Raw genomic sequence first — 17,409 nt, forward strand, 5'->3', positions numbered from 1 at the left:
GCGACCACTCGCGGCGGGAGCCGCGGCTGGATCAGCTGCGGACGAGGCGGGCGATGGCGTCGGAGGCCTCGCGGACCTTCTCCTCGGCCTCGGGCCCGCCACGCTGGGCGGCCGCGACAACACAGTGCTGCAGGTGCTCGTCGAGCAGCTCGAGCGAGAATGACTGCAGGGCCTTCGTCGCCGCCGAGACCTGGGTGAGGATGTCGATGCAGTACTTGTCCTCCTCGACCATCCGCTGCAGGCCACGAACCTGACCCTCGATCCGGCGCAGCCGCTTCAAATGGCTGGTCTTCTCGGCGCTGTAGCCATGTGCTTGCTCGGTGGTCATCGCTGCCTTCCTTCGAAATCGGCCCGCTTCCGGGTCGGGCGCGGGATTTACCCCATGGGGGTATCTTCCACTGCCCGCAACGGTACCCCCTAAGGGTATGTCACGCAAGCCGCGCGACCTCGCCGGGTGGCACCCTGGCCGGAATCGCCCGTGAACGCGGCAACCGGCTCCGGGCAAGGAGGGTTATGACGATGACCCAGCGCGGAGCACCGGAGGCCGAGATCGGCGCGCCTCCCGGCGAAGATCGCCCCGACCTCGGCGGCGCGGATCCAGCCGGTGAGTTCGGCCGGCTGTTCGATACGTACGCCGATCAGCTGTATCGCTACCTGAGCCGCCGGGTGGGCGCCGACACCGCGCACGACCTGGTCAGCGAGACCTTCCTGGCGGCCTTCCGGCAGCGCCGGCGGTACGACCCGCAGGCGGCGGTGGTCCGCGCCTGGCTGTACGGCATCGCCACCAACCTGGCCCGGCGGCATGCGCGGCAGGAGGTCCGGGCGCTACGTGCCCTCGCGAAGGTCGACGCGCGCGCCGGTGGCGCTCAAGCCGGGCATGACGGTCGCGTGGCGGATCGGGTCGACGCCCAGGCGATGGCGCGGCAACTCGCACCGGCCCTGGCGGATCTGAGTGACGGCGATCGCGACGTACTGCTGCTGACCTCGTGGGCCGAGCTCAGTACCGCCGAGGTGGCCGAGGCGCTCGGCATCCCGGCCGGCACGGTCCGGTCCCGGATCGTGCTGCTGGAGAAAGCGGAAAATCTCGGTGGTTCGGCGGCTGGGGTGGCGTGGTAGCCGCCGCAGCCGCGGTTCTGGCCCTGATCGCCGGCGCCGTCGTTGTGCAGCAGGCTGTGTCCGCCAAGGTCGACCTGAGCGGTATGAACACCGAGGCCAGCGAGCGGCTGATGGCCGCCGCCGCCAAGATCGTCGTACCGGGGCCAACGCCCGGACCTGGCCAGTACTCGTACGTGATGCGCAAAGAGCGGCAGATCAGCGTGCAGCAGTCCAAGGACTACAAACGCGTGATGCCTCCGATGATGACGACGCCACCGCCCGGCACCTATGTGACGCCCGAGCCAGGAGATATCAGCACGTCCACGACGACCAGGCTCCTTCATGAGATCGAGACCTGGGCGCCTGCCCGCCGCGATGACGTCTGGCGGAAGACATTGACGACCAGGCGTGCCGTGTATCGCTCGTCCGGTCCGGAAAAGCCGTACGGGCCGCCGGAATCGGAGCACAGGCTGGGCCGGTGCGGCGATTTCGGGGAGCCCGAGTACGTCTGCAAGACAGATGTGAACACCAAGCAGGAGTGGGACCGGCCGACCTCTGAGTTCCTGGCCACTGTGCCCCGGGATCCGGAGCAGATGCTCACCTTGCTGCGACAGCGTGGCTACCCGGACGCCCCGGTCGGCCCTGATGTCGACACGCTGGACTACATCGCCTGGATCCTGAAGCAGCCGAAGATTCCCGCGGATATCCGGCGGACACTGCTCGGCGCCGTCGCGCTGATGCCCAACCTGCGCGTGGTCGATAACGTGAGCGACGAGTCGGGCCGGATCGGAACCGCCTTCGGTCTCGAGACCATGTACGCCTGGCAGGACTTCATCATCGACGAGAAGACGGGCGCCTTTCTCGGCACGCAGGTGACGACCAAGGTTGCTGGCAGCGAGTCCGGTAAGGCCGGCACCGTGGTCGAACGGGACTCGTTCCAGGAGGTCGTCGTGGATCGTTTGGGGCAGCGGCCCTGATTGCGGTGTGAGGCCCGCGTCCCCAGGGCGCGGGCCGTGCGCTTGACCGCAACCATACTGAGTATGCATACTCGGTATGCGCCTAACTCGGAGGGACATATGAGAACGATCGGAAAGAAGAACGTGCTGATCGCCGGTGCGGGATCGCTGGCCACCGCTGCCGCGCTGGCGGCCGGAGCCGCGGAATCGGCAGCCGGGGGAGCTGGAGCCGCGGCGACTGACGTGGCCGATGGCGGACGGCAGGTCGCCGCGCAGAACGCTCAGGGCGTGAAGGTGACGCCTGGCGAGCGGCTGCTGGCGGTCGCGGACAAGGTTGGGCCGACTGTTCTGGTGCCGGCGGGCAAGGTGGCCCGATTCGACGAGCAGTGGCGGTCGTACGGCGACACCGACGGCAAGCCGGGCTATCAGGCCGGGCGTTCGGTGACGTGGATCGAGTTCATCGTCGATCCGGCGACCGGTGCCTACCTGGGTGAGCGCGACGTCGCCGCCCGCGACTTCCCGGAAGACGCCGTGCGGGCTGGTGACGTGTTCGTCCTGTCGAGTCAGCGCGAATCCATCGTCAACAGGATCGGCTAGCTCTGTGCTCACGGCTGTTCGGTCGTGAGTTCTTTTTTGACCCTGACCATACTGAGTATGTAGTGGAGAAGATCATGAGTTCGAGCAAGAGTGGCAAGTTCTGGATCGCCTGCGTTGGTTCAGTGGCGATGCTGGGCGGACTGGGTGCCGCGGCAGTCTCGACTGGTTCAGCCGGGGCAGCGCCGGAGCAGTCCGGGCAATCGTCCCAGCGCCCGACGGCGACGCCCGGGGAGCAACTGACGGCTATCGCGAGCAAGATCGGCCCGGCGGTTCCGGTGCCCGCGGGCAAGGTGAGCTACCTCGACGAGCGAGGGCGGCACATGGCGACAGACGAGAACGGCAAGACGAAGCCCTTCAACCAGCGCTCCGAGGTCTGGGCTCCGTCGAACCAGAAGAAGGTCTGGGAGCTTCGGCAAACCGGGACGTCAGGCCAGGTCGAGCGGAACTTCGGCCGGTGCGGGGACTTCTTCGCGGCACCGAAGGACCAGTGCAAGTACCCGGGCGACTGGCAGTCGCCGAAGCCGGAGTGGCTGGCCGGGCTGCCGCGCGACGGCCAGGCGATGCTCGAGCGGCTCAAGAAGGACCGGGCCGACAATGACCGCAACGACATTCAGTTGATGGTCGAAGTCACCGACATGCTGGGTAATCCGGCGATTCCGGCCGACGTACGGGCTGCGGTGTTCAAGGCCATCGCCAAGATTCCGGGCCTGCGAGCCGTGCCGGCCGTCGACCTGCTCGGACGCAAGGCGATGGCCTTCGGTGTCGCGGACGACTCCGAATGGCACGAGGTGCTGGTCGACCCGGCCACCGGCAATTACCTCGGCGAACGCCAGGTCGCTCGCAAGCCCTTCGCGGGCGTCAAGCCCGGCGAAACCGTGTCGCAGAACGCGTTGGAGGAGTTGCTCGTGAACAAGGTCGGCCAGCGGCCGTGATCCCGGCGGCAGGCCCACGCCGGCTCCTGGCGTGGGCCTTTGCCTGCCGATTCCTGCCGATTCCTGCAAAGTGACGGCGAGTCGGCCGGAAGGAAGAACTAAATGAGCCGTATCGGCGTCTTCACTGAGAAGCGCCGGTATGGCGCTCTCCGGAATCAAGGCGGTGAAAGTGGTCACGTCAGAGCTCGCGATCGATACGCACGGGCTGCGGAAGACGTACCGGACGTTGCGCGGGAAACGCGTCGTCGCGGTACAGGGGCTGGATCTGCAGGTGCCGATTGGTGGTGTGCACGGTTTCCTCGGTCCGAACGGTTCGGGTAAAACGACCTCGATCCGGATGCTGCTCGGCCTGATCCGGGCCGACGCGGGCACGATGTCGGTCTTCGGCCGGCCGGTGCCCGAGCAGCTGCCCGAGGTGGTCGCGCGAGTCGGCGCCATCGTCGAGTCGCCCAAGTTCTTCCCGGCGTTCAGCGGTCGCCGCAACCTGGAGCTGCTCGCCGACGCGATCGGTACGCCGCGCCGCCGCGTCGACGAGGTGCTCGAGGAGACGGCGCTGCGCGATCGCGGTAAGGACCGGTTCAAGACATACTCGCTCGGTATGAAACAGCGCCTCGCGATCGCGGCGACGCTGCTGAAGGAGCCGGATCTGCTCATTTTCGACGAGCCGACGAACGGTCTCGACCCGGCCGGTATCCGGGAGATCCGCGAGACGATGCGCGGTCTCGGCGACCAGGGCAAGACCGTGCTGGTCAGCAGTCACATCCTGGCCGAGGTGGAACAGGTGGCCGACACCGTCTCCATCATCGGCCACGGCCGGCTGCTCGCGTCGGGCACGGTGGCCGAGGTGATCGGTTCGACCGCGGCGTTGACCGTTCGCGTTGGCGTGGCCGATCTCGCCGGCGCGACCCGGGTGCTGACCGAGGGCGGTCTGACCGTCCGGGCCGACGGGCAGCACCTGCTCGTCGAGGGCGCGGCTGAACCGGCCGAAGTGACGAAACGCCTTGCAGAACAGGGTTTGTTCGTCTCCGAGCTGGTGCCGGTCCGGGCCGACCTGGAGTCGGTCTTCCTCGAGCTGACCGCCGGCGAGGGTCTTGGAGGCGACCGATGATCCGCCTGACGAAGGTCGAGATGCGGCGGTTGTTCGCGCGCCGCCTGACCATGATCGGCCTGCTCGGCGCCGTACTCGGCTCCGGGCTGCTGCTGTTCGGGATCTATCAGGACTCCAAGCCGTTGCCCGCCGAGCAGGTGGCCATGGCGCGGGTCGAGTTCGATCGGTATGTGAAGTCCTACCCGGCCGACCTCGAACGGTGCAAGGCCGATGAGGCGAAGGCGCGCGAGACCGATCCGGGCGTCCAGATGGGTTGCGATCAGATGCAGCCGCCGGTTTGGGAACAGTGGATCAAACCCGAGACGGTGTTCTCGGAGGCCCTGCCGTCGTACCTGCTCGGTGGTTCTTACCTGCTGATCTTTGTGGCGTTCCTGCTGGGTGCGGGATTCATCGGGGCGGAGTTCAGCAGCGGCTCGATCGGCAGCTGGCTCACGTTCGAACCACGCCGGCTGCGGGTCTACGCGAGCAAACTGCTTGCCGCGTTCAACGGGGTGATCCCGCTGGCTTTGGGGTTCTTCGCATTGCTGGTCGCCGGGGCCTGGGTGGTCATCGACCGCAACGGCCGTACGGCGGGTATGACCGCCGAGCGCTGGGGTGATTTCGCCGAGGCCGGTCTGCGCATCACCGTGCTGACCGCCGTCGTGGCCGCGCTGGGAGTGGTGGTCGGCGGGTTGTTCCGGCACACCGCCGCGGCGCTCGGCCTCGCGATGGTCTACCTGGTGGTCGTGGAGGGCATGCTCGGCCAGTTACTGACGAACCAGCAGCCCTGGTTGCTGCGCCTGAACCTCGACAGCTGGATCAATCACGGCACCACGTACTACGTGCAGAAGTGCGCGCCGGTCGAGGGTGGCGGTTATGGCTGTGACTCGGTGCTGAAACACCTCTCGTTCGGTCACAGCGCGCTTTACCTGGCCGTGCTGACGGCAGCGCTCGTGGCCCTCGGCGCGATCGTGTTCCGGCGCCGCGACGTCAACTGAATCCGGGTTCGTGAGTCGAGCTGGGGCCGGCTCACGAACCGGCCGGCACCGCGCGGCGGCCGCCGTAGGTGATGACGGCCGAGCAGGTGAAACACTTCGGCCCCGGTCCGCTGCTAGAGCGGGCCGGGGCCGAAGTCAGGTCGTACGCCGGCTGAGTCAGGCTCGGCCGGATCGCCTAGAACATCAGGCGGTGAGGCGGTCCTCGGAAGAGGAGGAGAACAGGTGCAGCTTCTCCGGGTGGGCCGCCAGGTGCACGATCGAGCCCTTCTCGACGGCCATACGGGCGCCGATCTTGGCCACGATCTGCTGGTGCTCGTTGTTGTGCTCGGCGGTGCCGTAGAGGAACGCGTCCGCGCCGAGCTCCTCGATCACGGCCACCTTCACCGGCAGACCCTCGTCGGCCACGACGAACGCCTCCGGGCGAACACCCAGCCAGACGTCCTTGTCGTTACCGGCCTTGGCGAGGATGTCACGCTCGACCGGAATGGTGTAGTCGCCGACCTTGGCGCCACCCTCGGTGATGTCCGCCTTGAGCAGGTTCATCGCGGGCGAGCCGATGAAGCCGGCCACGAACAGGTTCTTCGGGCGGTCGTACAGGTTCAGCGGGGTGTCGACCTGCTGCAGCAGACCGTCCTTCAGCACCGCGACCCGGTCGCCCATCGTCATGGCCTCGACCTGGTCGTGGGTGACGTAGACGGTGGTGACGCCGAGGCGCTGCTGCAGCTCGGCGATCTGGGTACGGGTCTGGACCCGGAGCTTGGCGTCAAGGTTCGACAGCGGCTCGTCCATCAAGAAGACCTGCGGGTTACGCACGATCGCGCGGCCCATGGCGACACGCTGACGCTGACCACCCGAGAGGGCCTTCGGCTTGCGGTCCAGGTACTCCTCCAGGCCGAGCAGCTTCGCCGCCTCCTGGACACGCTTGGCGCGCTCTTCCTTGGCGATGCCCTGCATCTTCAGCGCGAAGCCCATGTTGTCCGCGACCGACATGTGCGGGTACAGCGCGTAGTTCTGGAAGACCATCGCGATGTCGCGGTCTTTCGGCGGACGGTGCGTGACGTCGCGGTCGCCGATGTAGATCGAGCCCTCGTTGACCTCTTCGAGGCCGGCCAGCATGCGCAGCGAGGTCGACTTACCACAACCGGACGGCCCGACCAGCACCATGAACTCGCCGTCCTCGATCTCGAGGTTGAGCTTGTCCACAGCGGGCTTTTCGGAGCCGGGATAGAGCCGGGTGGCTGCCTTGAACGAGACAGTAGCCATGACGAAACCTTCCTTCACCGGCAGGAACGTGCCGGACGATCCGAGTAAAGGCCCCCGGGCGGGGGTGCGCCCATCCTGACTGCCAGAACGCCGTGAGACAACCCATACGGCATGTGAGATATCCGGACTGTTCACCAACCTGACCGTTTCCGGCCACCGCCGGCCCTCTCTTTTCTGGGTTCATCGGCCGGAATCTGCCCTCTCAGCACCCGCGATCCGATCCACGTCCCGGCGGAAAGAGGGCAGATTCGGACCGGTGAATGCCCGAGCGGTCGAGCTGGCGCGGACGGGGGATCCAGGGGTGGTCTGCGGTCGTTCCCGGGTTCCCGCGTCTGGTTCGAGGGGCGGGTCGCCGTTGTTCCGAGGGTGGGTCGTCCGTTATTCCGAGGGCCGACCGCCGGAATCGGGGGTTGACCCGGCAGGTATCGCACGTCGACCCCCAGTTCAACGGTCGGCCCTCGGAACGGGATCCAGACGGCGGTGATCGGTGGTGGCGTGGCCTGGCGGCCTGGCGGCCTGGCGGCCTGGCGGCCTGGCGGCCTGGCGGCCTGGCGGGCTGTAGGGCGGATACCGGGTTTTGGCGGGTCCGCTAGCGGGTTCGTGTGCGGCTACCCGGTTGAAGCCGGGTAGGCGCGCCAAAACTCGGCACCGGAGGTCCGGGAGCATGAGTGCGGACCCGGCGGCAGCCTGCAAGTTCTTGCATGATCTTGCTGCAAATTCACCGGGTGCTGGTTAGAGTTCGCGCGTGAGCAGAGCAAGATTGGCCGATATCGCGGTCAAGGCGGGGGTCAGCGAAGCAACCGTGTCCCGAGTGCTGAACGGGAAGCCCGGCGTCTCGGAGGAAACCCGCCAGGCGGTACTGACGGCGCTGGACGTGCTCGGTTTCGAGCGGCCGTCGCGCTTGCGGCGCCGTTCTGCCGGCCTGGTCGGACTGGTGATGCCCGAGCTGATCAACCCGATCTTCCCGGCGTTCGCCCAGGTGATCGAGTCGACGCTGTCGCAGCGCGGGTACACGCCGGTGCTCTGCACCCAGTCGCCGTCGGGCGCGACCGAGGACGAGTACGTCGAGATGCTGCTCGAGCGCGGGGTCTCCGGGATCATCTTCGTTTCGGGCCTGCATGCCGACACCGGCGCGGACCACACCCGGTACCAGGCGCTGGTCGAGCGCAATCTGCCCGTCGTCTTCCTGAACGGCTTCCTGCCCGGGGTGGACGCGCCGTTCATCTCCTCCGACGAGTTCGCCGCGATGGAACTGGCCGTCAGCCATCTGGTCGACCTCGGCCATCGCCGGATCGGCTTCGCCTCCGGGGCGGCGCGGTTCCTGGTGGTGCAGCGCAAGCTCGCGGGTTACCGAACCACGATGAAGGCGCAGCTCGGGCTGTCCGACGGCCAGGTCGACGAGTTGGTCGAGCTCAGCATGTTCGGCGTCGAAGGTGGCGCCGCCGCGGCCCAGCCGTTGCTCGACAAAGGCGTCAGCGCGGTGGTCTGCGGCTCCGACATGATGGCGCTCGGCGTGATCCGGGCGGCCCGTCAGCGTGGGTTGTCCGTACCGGGTGACCTGTCGGTGGTCGGCTACGACGACGCCCCGATGATGGAGTTCACCGATCCGCCGCTCACCACCGTTCGGCAGCCGGTCGGCGCGATGGGCCTGGCCGCCGTACAGGCTTTGCTGGAGGAGATCCGCGGCCATGTCACGCCGCACACCGAGTTCCTCTTCCGCCCCGAACTCGTCGTTCGCGGCTCCACCGGCCCTCTCAACGGCCGCTAACGGCTACTGCCGGTTGCCGGTCCTGAGACCACAGGAGCCCGGATCCGCTCCCCCGAGGGGCGGGTCCGGACTCCTGCTTCTTGGGCCAACTTGGGCGCGCTGGGGTCAGCTAGACCGCTGGGGTCAAGGGCCGCTGGGGTCAGCGGACGGTGCGGAAGGCGCCGCCGGTGGTGGTGAGGCCGTTGGCCCACAGTTGCTCGACCTTTGAGACCTCGGCGGAGTTCGGGATCGCGTTGGTGCAGGAGGTGCCCGGGCCGCCGCCGGACATCAGCTCGCTGCACGGGCCCGCGTAGTGGTCGGGCAGTCCGAGCACGTGGCCCGTTTCGTGGGCGGTGACCCGGGTGGAGTCGTACTGCTCGTTCTGGGCGTAATCCAGGAAGATGAAGCCGCCGCCGTGACCGTTGGTCGAGGCGTACGAGCCGCGGGGGTCGTTGCCTTCGCTGTAGTAAAAGTCGTAGTCGTTGCCTTCGACCAACGTCACGTTGTTGACGGCGTTGTTCCAGATCTGCGTACTGCGGGCGATCTCGCTCGCGAAGCTCGGCGCGCGCGAGGCGCTGTAGACCACCGTGACGGCCGCGGAGCCGTTGCCCTTCTTGGCCTGCTTCGCCCGGGCCGACCGCATCACCGCGTCGTAGAAGGCTTTGGTGTTCGCCTCGTCCTGTGGCGATCCGGCGTACGACGAAACAAAGGTGGTCGCGTCCGTGCCGGCCTTCGCGGCCTGAGCTTGTGGCGTGGTCACGGAGGCCTGAGCGGCCGGGCCGTTGGTGATCGGGGCGGCGGCGAAGGCGGGAACGGCGAGCGCGGTCGCGGCGATTGCGGCGAGGGTGGACAGCGTACAGCGGCGGGACATGGAGCCTCACTCCCGGTTCAGTGGCGGACTGCGAGCGGCGGGTCACCGTTCGCAACTGACCAGGGATGTTGCCAAGCCGCCGGGAATTCCACAGCAGATTGGGAAAAAGGCAGGGGTTAACCCGCGTTCGGCGCGATGGCGGCTATGCCCGTCATAACTCGCTGGGTATGCCGACGTTGAGAATCCGGGCGCCGGGACCACGCTCGGCCAGCCGGTCGTTCTTGTTGTAGAGATTGCAGCGCTGCAGGCTCAGGCAGCCGCAACCGATACAGCCGTCGAGGTCGTCGCGGAGCCGCTCGAGTTCGGCGATGCGCTCGTCCAGCCGGCTGCGCCAGCTTTTCGACAGCCGGGACCAGTCGGACCTGGTCGGCGTCCGGTCGTCCGGCAGGGAGTCGAGCGCGGCCCTGATCTCGGACAGCGCCAGGCCGACCCGCTGCGCTGCTTGAATAAAGGCGATCCGGCGCAACGTGCTGCGCAGGTACTGCCGCTGGTTTCCGGCCGTACGTCGCGAGGTGATCAGACCCTGGTCCTCGTAGAACCGCAACGCGGAGGAGGCCACGCCGGCCCGGCGGGCGATCTCGCCGATAGAAAGCCAGTGATCCTTGCTCAGTGTGGTTTCCTCGGCCATATCCCTCACTCTAGGCCGCCGATCAACACACTTAAAGCTCACTTGAGCAACCCTTGCGTTCGTTCGCCGGGAGCCGCCGTCTCCGCGCCGCCGGCCGGTGCTGGTCCACTGTGGTCAAGAGGGCGGATTCCGGCGAACGAACGCAAGTTAGGGCAGTGGCAGTGCGTGAGGTCACAGGGCTGGTTTCACAGCGTGGTCAGAGCTGCCGTGGAGATCAGGTACGATAGTCACTGTCGGTTGCGCGAGTCGCGTCACCAAAGCATTTCCCAGGCGCTCCGACCCATCGGTTCAGCACCCGCTGAGCAAACACCGATGACATGGGTGCAACGCGAAGCACCCGCAGGTCGATGCCAATCTCCTGCCCTGTGTCCTACCTGACCAGATTTCTGGCCGGGTACTGACGTGCGCGGGCTGCGAACATGGCATTGAGCCGTGTGTTCGAGAGAGAGATTGCGTGTCCCAGCAGGACCAGACCTACATCCCGGCCGATGGCGATTCAGCGGCCGACCGTAATAAGAAGCCCCGTCACAAGAAGTTCCAGAACCAGTCGTACGGCGAGCGCATGGCCGCTGCCGCCGACTTCACCGCGCCTGCCGAGCGTTCCGCTCCGGCGGCTCGGCCCGCGACGTCGGATCGCCAGGAGCGTTCCAGCGAACGTCCGGCGCGTTCTGCCGGTTCCGACCGGCCGGCGCGTTCGTACGACCGCGGCGACCGTAACGACCGCCCGGCGTACGACCGCAACGACCGTGGCGACCGCCCGGCCCGTTCGTATGACCGCACCGAGGGTTCCGCTAGCCGTTCGGCCGGCTCGGACCGCCCGGCCCGTTCGTACGACCGCAACGAGCGTCCCGCGAATTCGGACCGCAACGAGCGCCCCGCGCGCTCGTTCGACCGCAACGACCGTTCGTTCGACCGCAACGATCGTCCGGCCCGTTCGAACGATCGGCCGCCCGCGCGCTCCGGCGACCGCCCCGAGCGTTCGAACGACCGTCCGGCGTATCAGCAGCGCACCGAGCGCCCGGCCGGCGAGCGTTCGTTCGACCGTGGCGACCGGCCGCAGCGTTCCTTTGACCGCAACGAGGGTTCCTCGTACCGCGGCCGCCGGGACGACCGTGGTGACCGTGGTTACGACCGCGAGGACCGTGGCGGCAGCTACGCCCGGGCCGACCGGGACGAGCGTCCGGTGCGTACCGACGTGGTCGAGGACCTCGGCACGGTTGACCCGGACAACAAGTTCGCCGAGCTCGGCCTCGCGCCGCGGCTGGTGCAGCGTCTGGCCAAGGAAGGCATCACCGCGCCGTTCCCGATCCAGGCCGCGACCATTCCGGACGCGCTGGCCGGCAAGGACGTGCTCGGCCGTGGTCAGACCGGTTCCGGTAAGACCCTCGGTTTCGGCCTGCCGACGCTGATGCGTCTGGCCGGCGGTCACACCGAGTCCCGCCGCCCGCGCGCCGTCATCCTGGTGCCGACGCGTGAGCTCGCCATGCAGGTGCACGACGCGCTCGAGCCGCTCGCCCACGTGATGAACGTGTCGGTGAAGCTGATCGCCGGTGGACTGCCCTACCCCAAGCAGATCGACGCGCTGCGTCGTGGTGTCGACCTGCTGATCGCCACCCCCGGCCGGCTGATCGACCTGTGCGAGCAGGGCGCTGCCGACCTCGGCGCGGTCGAGGTGATGGTGCTGGACGAGGCCGACCACATGTGCGACATGGGCTTCATGCCGGCCGTCACCACGCTGCTGGACATGACCCCGGCCACCGGCCAGCGGTTGCTGTTCTCGGCGACGCTCGACAACGACGTCGACAAGATCGTGCGCAAGTACCTGAAGGACCCGGTCACGCATCAGACCGACTCCGCCCAGGCCGCGGTGACCACGATGGAGCACCACCTGCTCGTCATCGAGCCCGGTCACAAGCAGTCGCTGACGGCCGAGCTGGCCAGCCGCGACGGCAAGACCATCGTCTTCGTTCGCACCAAGCTGGGCGCCGACCGCGTCGCCACCCAGCTGCGCGACCGTGGCGTGATGGCCGCCGCGCTGCACGGCGGTCTGACCCAGGGCGCGCGTAACCGCACCCTGGACCAGTTCAAGGACGGTTCCGTACCGGTCCTGGTGGCCACGGACGTCGCGGCTCGCGGCATCCACGTCGACGACGTCGGCCTGATCGTTCAGGCAGACCCGGCGGCGGACCACAAGGACTACCTGCACCGTGCCGGTCGTACGGCGCGTGCCGGTGGCAAGGGTTCGGTCGTCACGCTGGTTCTTCCGCACCAGCGTCGCGGCATGATGCGCCTGGCCGAGTCGGCCGGTGTCGAGACCGAGCCGGTTCGCGCCCGTCCGGGCGACGGCCTCGTGACCGAGCTGACCGGTGGCGCCAAGCCGTCGGGCTTCCCGGTCAAGCTGCCCGAGCCCAAGTCGGCCAAGCGTGGTCCCGGCGGCTTCAAGGGTGGCAAGCGCTTCGGCGGCGGCAACCGGTTCGACGACCGCCGAGGTGGCGGCCGCGGCCCGAGCCGTTCCGGCGGCCCCCGTCGCGAGTCGAACCGCAGCTCGTACTGACAGCACCAAAAGCAGTACGGAAAGCCCCGGCGGATCCATCCGCCGGGGCTTTCCCCTGTCCCGGGCGTTATGACGGGTGGGCTTGCCGCACTGGCGGACGGGCGAGCCAGGTGTGGAGGCAGGCGATGGCCAGGGGGAGTTCGATCAGGGCGGCCATGGCGAGGGCGGCGAGGTGTTCGCGGCCGTCGGTGGTCGCGATATCGAGGCAGGCGTCGATCACCAGCAGCGCCGCGGTGGGCAATCCGAAGGCGGCGGCGCGGGGACTACGACGGCGGTAGAGCAGCCCGGTCAGAATCAGGCCGACGGCCTCGCAGGCATCCAGCAGCACCCAGACGTACACCCAGGCATCGTTATTCGTTGCGGACGGCAACTGAAACGCGAGCAACGTCAGCCAGGGCAGCTCGATCAGCCCAGCGGCGAGCAGCAGGTACGGAAGCAGTCGCCGAGCGCGCGACGGCCGCGATCCCGGCGCCGCCGGTTCCTTGCCCACGGCCCCTTTGAGCACCTTTCCAGCGTACCCAGCCGCCCACGCCACGTCCGGCCACTCGTCCAGTCACTCGTCCGGCCACTCGTCCAGCCGCGACCGGCCGCTTGCTCGACCGCGGTCGGATCAGTCGGTCGCCGGGGTCAGCTTGCGGTGGGAACGGGGTCCAGGGCGAGCGCGATCAGGTGGGTGGTGAAGGCGTCGATGGTCGCGGTGGCGGCGGCGGTGTCGCGGTCGACGAGCCAGCCAAGGGTGACGCCGTCGGTAACCGCCAGGGCCATCCGCGCGAGCAGATCGACCGGGGCGGCGTAGCTGATCCCGGCGGCGGTGGCGATCTCGTCGAGGATCTGGCGAATGCCGGCCAGTTGGCGGTCGCGTTGTTCGCGCGCGAGAGGTTCGGTCTCGGCGTTGCGCAGCGCCCAGCTGGTCAGCTCGTACGTGAGCAGCTGCGCGTCGGGCGTCTGCTCGACCAATCCCCAGAACCCGCGAAAGGCGTTGCGCATGCTGGCCGGTACGTCGCCGCCGGGCGCGATCGCGCGGCGGGCCGCGACCACCTGCGCCTCGGCGATCACCCGGATCGCCTCGTGCAACAGCTCCTCCTTGGAGCGGAAGCAGTAGTGCAGGATGCCGACCGAAATCCCCGCTTCTTCGGCGATGCGCCGGGTGGTCGTCGCGGCCAGGCCTTCGCGGGTGGCGACCCGGATCGCCGCCTCGATCAAGGCGGTTCGGCGTTCGGCTGCGGGGACTCGGGCCATGCTTCACGCTAACCCAGATCTTGACTTGGTCAAGCGTCCAAGTCATTTGACCTGGACTCTTGACCGGGACTCGCCGGTCGGTCATTGTCGATCGGGACATCCCTGCATCGTCATCCCAGCCCGATCGACGCTTTGAGGGAGGACCCGTGACGCGACCGCGCCGCTCCGCTGCCCGCACCACCTCACGCCGCACCACCTCACGCCGTACCCGCTTGATCGCATTGTCCGCGACCGCCGCCGTGCTCACCGCGGGCCTCGCCACCCAGCCCTCTTCCCAGCAGTCCGCGGTCGCGGCGCCCGCCGCTTTGACGGCGCCTGCCACGGCCGCGGCGCCTGCCACGGCCGCGGCGCCTGCCACGGCCGCGGCGCCTGCCGCGGTTGCGGGGTCTGCCGTTGCGGCGCCGCCGGACTACTGCGTCGGGCAGTGCGCCGACATCCTTCCGCCCGGGCAGAACGGCAACGCGACCTTCACGGAACTCCTCGCTTTCAAGGCGCTCGGCGTCCGGCCGCCGCACTTCAGCGACACCAAGAAGGCGTACGAGGACCTGGTCTGGAACTACCAGGGCATCACCGACGAGGGCCTCGATCCGTACTTCGACGAGCAGGGCTTTGGCGTCGCACCGGCGGATGTCGCGAGCACCACGAAGCCGCGCGCGGACGTGACGATCGTGCGGGACAAGTCGCGCGGTATTCCGCACATCACCGGTACCACGCGCGAAGGCACCATGTTCGGCGCGGGTTATGCCGGTGCGCAGGACCGCCTGTTCGTGATGGACGTGTTCCGCCATCTCGGCCGCGGCCAGCTGACGCCGTTCGCGGGTGGCGCGCAGGCCAACCGGGAGTTCGAGCAGCAGTTCTGGAGTACGGCGCCCTACACCGAGGCGGAGCTGCAAGCGCAGTTCGACTCGGCCGACGAGCTGTACGGCGCGGATGGCGTCAAGATGCAGCGGGACATCCAGGCCTGGGTGGATGGCGTGAACCACTACATCAACACCGTCGGGATCGCGTATCCCGGCGAGTACGTCGCCCTCGGCCTGCCCACGCCCCAGCCTTGGAAGGTCACCGACGTGGTCGCGACGGCCGCCGTGGTGGCCGGCATCTTCGGCGGTGGTGGTGGTGGGGAGATGGCGTCGGCGCTCGCGTTGATCGAGGCCCGCGCGCGGTACGGCGTCACGCAGGGCACCAAGGTGTGGGAGGCCTTCCGGTCGCAGAACGACGTGGAGGCCAATACCACCGTGCACAACGGCGCCAGCTTCCCGTACGGCGTGACCGAGGCGAATCCGGCCGGCCGGGCGTTACCAGATCGCGGGTCGGTCACCAAGGAGCCGCTGGTGGTGGATCAGACCACCTCGCGCCAAGTGGCTCCAAAGGTTGCTAGTGGCAACGAAAAGCTGAAGGGCATTCTCAAGGACGGCGTCTTCCCCAAGGGCTTCGGCTCCAAGGGCATGTCGAACGCGTTGCTGGTATCCGGCGCGCACACGCAAAGCGGCAACCCGGTCGCGGTCTACGGCCCGCAAACCGGGTACTTCGCGCCGCAGCTCTGGGTCCGCCAGGAACTACAGGGCCCGGGTATCAGCTCGCGAGGCGTCGCGTTCGCCGGGCTCAACTTCTACACCTTGATCGGTCGTGGCCAGGACTACTCGTGGAGCGCGACGTCTGCCGGCCAGGACATCACCGACACGTACGCCGTGCCGTTGTGCGAGCCCGGTGGCGGTACGCCCACGAAGGCCTCGACGCACTACGTGTTCCGCGGTTCGTGCCTGCCGATCGAGCGGCTCGAACGGCGCAACGAGTGGTACTCCAGCCTCGGTTCGCCCGAGCCCGCCGGGGCGTACACGCTGGTGGCGAATCGGACGAAGCTCGGCCTGATCACGCATCGCGGCACCGTCGGCGGCAAGCCCGTCGCGTTCACGAAGAACCGTTCGACGTACGGCAACGAGTCTGGTTCAGCGCTCGGGTTCATGCTCTTCAACGACCCGAACGCGGTGAAGTCGGCGCAGGACTTCCAGCGCGCGGCGACGAAGGTGGGTTACGCGTTCAACTGGTTCTACGCGGACAAGACCGATATCGCGTACTACAACTCCGGTGACAACCCGGTCCGCCCGGCGGGCGCGGATCCGAACCTGCCGACGTGGGGCCTGCCGTCGTACGAGTGGGTCGGATGGAACCCGGCGACCAACCGCGCGACGTACACGCCGCCCGCGCAGCACCCGCAGGTGATCAACCAGGACTTCCTGACCAGCTGGAACAACAAGCAGGCGCCGGGCTTCTCCGCTGCCGACGGCAACTTCAGCTTTGGATCCGTTCATCGCAGCCAGCCGCTCGACACCCGGATCAAGGCGGTACTCGGGGCCGGCCAGAAGTTCACCCGCGGTCGTCTGGTCGAGGTGATGGAGGACGCGGCAACGGTCGACCTCCGGGCCGAGCAGGTGCTGCCGTACCTGCTGCGCGTGCTGAAGAGTGGTTCGACCGAACCAGCCGTCGCCGACGCGATCGCGAAACTCGAAGCCTGGAAGGCGGCGGGTGGTCAGCGGAAGACGACTGGCCCGAGCGCTACGACGTACCCGCATGCCGACGCCATCCGGATTCTCGACGCGTGGTGGCCGTTGCTGGTGACAACACAGTTCAAGGCAGGACTCGGCACCGAGCTGTACGACGCGCTGGTCGGCACGATCAAGGTCGACGAGCGGGCGAACCCCCAGGGCTCGGCGTACCAGAGCGGCTGGTGGGGATTCGTCCAGCGAGATCTGCGCAAGGTGCTCGGCGATCCGGTCCGGACGCCGCAGCCGGTGACGTACTGCGGTGGTGGCAACCTGACCACCTGCCGGACCCAACTGGCCGACTCGCTGCTCGCGGCGACGAAGGTGCCTGCGGCAACGGTCTACCCGGCCTCGGGTGATTGCGCCGCGGGGGATCAGTTCTGCGCCGACCAGATCATCCACCAGCCGATGGGCGGTATCACCCAGGACAAGACGCACTGGGTCAACCGGCCGACGTACCAGCAGGTGATCGAATTCCCGGCGCGGCGCGGGGATGACGTCAGCAACCGGGCCCTCGGGAAGACCGCGACGGCGAGCAGCCACGAGACCGGCTGGTACAACTCGCCGCCGGCCAATGCGGTCGACGGGAATCCGGGCACGAGGTGGGCCAGTGACTGGTCCGATCCGCAGTGGCTGAAGGTCGATCTCGGCGCCGAGCAGAACGTCGCCCGGGTGGTGCTGCGCTGGGAGTCGGCGCATGCGAAGGCCTATCGGGTCGAGGTCTCGACGGACGGTACGACTTGGCGGCAGGTGTTCGCGACGGCGGCCGGCAATGGTGGTGAGGACGTCGTGCGCTTCGGTGTGACGCCCGCCCGCTATGTCCGGTTGACCGGAACGGCCCGGGCCACGTCGTACGGCTACTCGTTGTACGAACTGGAGGTCTACGGCCATTGACCGGCTGC

Annotated in this window: 15 protein-coding genes; 9 read left to right on the forward strand and 6 right to left on the reverse strand. The window is 68.0% G+C overall.

The features are described 5' to 3' along the window. Positions 1-31 precede the first annotated feature (31 nt). Positions 32-328: a metal-sensitive transcriptional regulator gene (locus ACFFGN_RS05840; protein ID WP_380044280.1), complete on the reverse strand. Its 297-nt coding sequence runs from the start codon at positions 326-328 to the stop codon at positions 32-34. Between the two features lie 185 nt (positions 329-513). On the opposite strand from ACFFGN_RS05840, the gene ACFFGN_RS05845 reads away from it, so the two are divergent. The 6 genes from ACFFGN_RS05845 (at position 514) to ACFFGN_RS05870 (ending at position 5,665) form a co-directional block, all read left to right on the forward strand. Further along, positions 514-1,116, forward strand: a complete 603-nt coding sequence (locus tag ACFFGN_RS05845; protein WP_380044281.1) for an RNA polymerase sigma factor — start codon at positions 514-516, stop codon at positions 1,114-1,116. Beyond that, positions 1,110-2,072 (forward strand): hypothetical protein, encoded by a 963-nt coding sequence (locus ACFFGN_RS05850; protein WP_380044282.1) that lies wholly within the window; start codon positions 1,110-1,112, stop codon positions 2,070-2,072. The genes ACFFGN_RS05845 and ACFFGN_RS05850 overlap by 7 nt, the downstream gene beginning before the upstream one ends. Positions 2,073-2,171: 99 nt before the next feature. Next, positions 2,172-2,648, forward strand: a complete 477-nt coding sequence (locus ACFFGN_RS05855; RefSeq protein WP_380044283.1) for a hypothetical protein — start codon at positions 2,172-2,174, stop codon at positions 2,646-2,648. Positions 2,649-2,722: 74 nt separating this feature from the next. Continuing rightward, positions 2,723-3,580, forward strand: coding sequence for a CU044_5270 family protein (locus ACFFGN_RS05860; RefSeq protein WP_380044284.1), 858 nt, complete (start codon positions 2,723-2,725; stop codon positions 3,578-3,580). 139 nt (positions 3,581-3,719) lie between these two features. After that, the gene (locus tag ACFFGN_RS05865; RefSeq protein ID WP_380044285.1) at positions 3,720-4,688 is read left to right on the forward strand and encodes an ABC transporter ATP-binding protein; all 969 of its coding nucleotides are present in this window, start codon (positions 3,720-3,722) and stop codon (positions 4,686-4,688) included. Next, positions 4,685-5,665: a DUF2705 family protein gene (locus ACFFGN_RS05870; RefSeq protein WP_380044286.1), complete on the forward strand. Its 981-nt coding sequence runs from the start codon at positions 4,685-4,687 to the stop codon at positions 5,663-5,665. The genes ACFFGN_RS05865 and ACFFGN_RS05870 overlap by 4 nt, the downstream gene beginning before the upstream one ends. A gap of 183 nt (positions 5,666-5,848) precedes the next feature. Here ACFFGN_RS05870 and ACFFGN_RS05875 read toward each other — a convergent pair whose 3' ends face one another. Further along, a complete protein-coding gene (locus tag ACFFGN_RS05875) occupies positions 5,849-6,928 on the reverse strand; it encodes an ABC transporter ATP-binding protein (protein WP_380044287.1) in 1,080 nt (359 codons plus the stop codon). A gap of 745 nt (positions 6,929-7,673) precedes the next feature. On the opposite strand from ACFFGN_RS05875, the gene ACFFGN_RS05880 reads away from it, so the two are divergent. Then, positions 7,674-8,696, forward strand: coding sequence for a LacI family DNA-binding transcriptional regulator (locus tag ACFFGN_RS05880; RefSeq protein ID WP_380044288.1), 1,023 nt, complete (start codon positions 7,674-7,676; stop codon positions 8,694-8,696). A 139-nt stretch (positions 8,697-8,835) separates the two neighbouring features. Here the strand turns inward: ACFFGN_RS05880 and snpA are convergent, their stop codons facing one another. Then, a complete protein-coding gene (snpA, locus tag ACFFGN_RS05885; RefSeq protein ID WP_380044289.1) occupies positions 8,836-9,546 on the reverse strand; it encodes a snapalysin in 711 nt (236 codons plus the stop codon). Positions 9,547-9,697: 151 nt separating this feature from the next. After that, positions 9,698-10,174 carry a redox-sensitive transcriptional activator SoxR gene (soxR, locus tag ACFFGN_RS05890; RefSeq protein ID WP_380044290.1) on the reverse strand — a complete coding sequence of 159 codons (477 nt, stop codon included), beginning with the start codon at positions 10,172-10,174 and terminating at the stop codon, positions 9,698-9,700. Positions 10,175-10,628: 454 nt separating this feature from the next. Between soxR and ACFFGN_RS05895 the strand changes: the two genes are divergently transcribed. Next, positions 10,629-12,728 carry a DEAD/DEAH box helicase gene (locus ACFFGN_RS05895; RefSeq protein WP_380044291.1) on the forward strand — a complete coding sequence of 700 codons (2,100 nt, stop codon included), beginning with the start codon at positions 10,629-10,631 and terminating at the stop codon, positions 12,726-12,728. 67 nt (positions 12,729-12,795) lie between these two features. On the opposite strand, the gene ACFFGN_RS05900 is transcribed toward ACFFGN_RS05895, so the two are convergent. Both ACFFGN_RS05900 and ACFFGN_RS05905 read right to left on the reverse strand, forming a co-directional pair. Further along, the gene (locus ACFFGN_RS05900; protein ID WP_380044292.1) at positions 12,796-13,233 is read right to left on the reverse strand and encodes a hypothetical protein; all 438 of its coding nucleotides are present in this window, start codon (positions 13,231-13,233) and stop codon (positions 12,796-12,798) included. Between the two features lie 122 nt (positions 13,234-13,355). Then, positions 13,356-13,967 carry a TetR/AcrR family transcriptional regulator gene (locus ACFFGN_RS05905; protein ID WP_380044293.1) on the reverse strand — a complete coding sequence of 204 codons (612 nt, stop codon included), beginning with the start codon at positions 13,965-13,967 and terminating at the stop codon, positions 13,356-13,358. A 146-nt stretch (positions 13,968-14,113) separates the two neighbouring features. Here ACFFGN_RS05905 and ACFFGN_RS05910 point away from each other — a divergent pair, with 146 nt between their 5' ends. Beyond that, complete coding sequence (locus ACFFGN_RS05910; RefSeq protein WP_380044294.1) at positions 14,114-17,401, forward strand: penicillin acylase family protein; 3,288 nt, start codon at positions 14,114-14,116, stop codon at positions 17,399-17,401. Positions 17,402-17,409: the final 8 nt, after the last annotated feature.

Source organism: Kribbella deserti (assembly GCF_042434725.1).
GTDB lineage: Bacteria > Actinomycetota > Actinomycetes > Propionibacteriales > Kribbellaceae > Kribbella > Kribbella deserti.

Coding starts and splice junctions, on each gene's coding strand:
- soxR (WP_380044290.1), bottom strand. CDS start 10,174: ATGGCCGAGGAAACCACACTGAGCAAGGATCACTGGCTTTCTATCGGC.
- ACFFGN_RS05860 (WP_380044284.1), top strand. CDS start 2,723: ATGAGTTCGAGCAAGAGTGGCAAGTTCTGGATCGCCTGCGTTGGTTCA.
- ACFFGN_RS05865 (WP_380044285.1), top strand. CDS start 3,720: ATGGCGCTCTCCGGAATCAAGGCGGTGAAAGTGGTCACGTCAGAGCTC.
- ACFFGN_RS05855 (WP_380044283.1), top strand. CDS start 2,172: ATGAGAACGATCGGAAAGAAGAACGTGCTGATCGCCGGTGCGGGATCG.
- ACFFGN_RS05870 (WP_380044286.1), top strand. CDS start 4,685: ATGATCCGCCTGACGAAGGTCGAGATGCGGCGGTTGTTCGCGCGCCGC.
- ACFFGN_RS05875 (WP_380044287.1), bottom strand. CDS start 6,928: ATGGCTACTGTCTCGTTCAAGGCAGCCACCCGGCTCTATCCCGGCTCC.
- ACFFGN_RS05840 (WP_380044280.1), bottom strand. CDS start 328: ATGACCACCGAGCAAGCACATGGCTACAGCGCCGAGAAGACCAGCCAT.
- ACFFGN_RS05905 (WP_380044293.1), bottom strand. CDS start 13,967: ATGGCCCGAGTCCCCGCAGCCGAACGCCGAACCGCCTTGATCGAGGCG.
- snpA (WP_380044289.1), bottom strand. CDS start 9,546: ATGTCCCGCCGCTGTACGCTGTCCACCCTCGCCGCAATCGCCGCGACC.
- ACFFGN_RS05845 (WP_380044281.1), top strand. CDS start 514: ATGACGATGACCCAGCGCGGAGCACCGGAGGCCGAGATCGGCGCGCCT.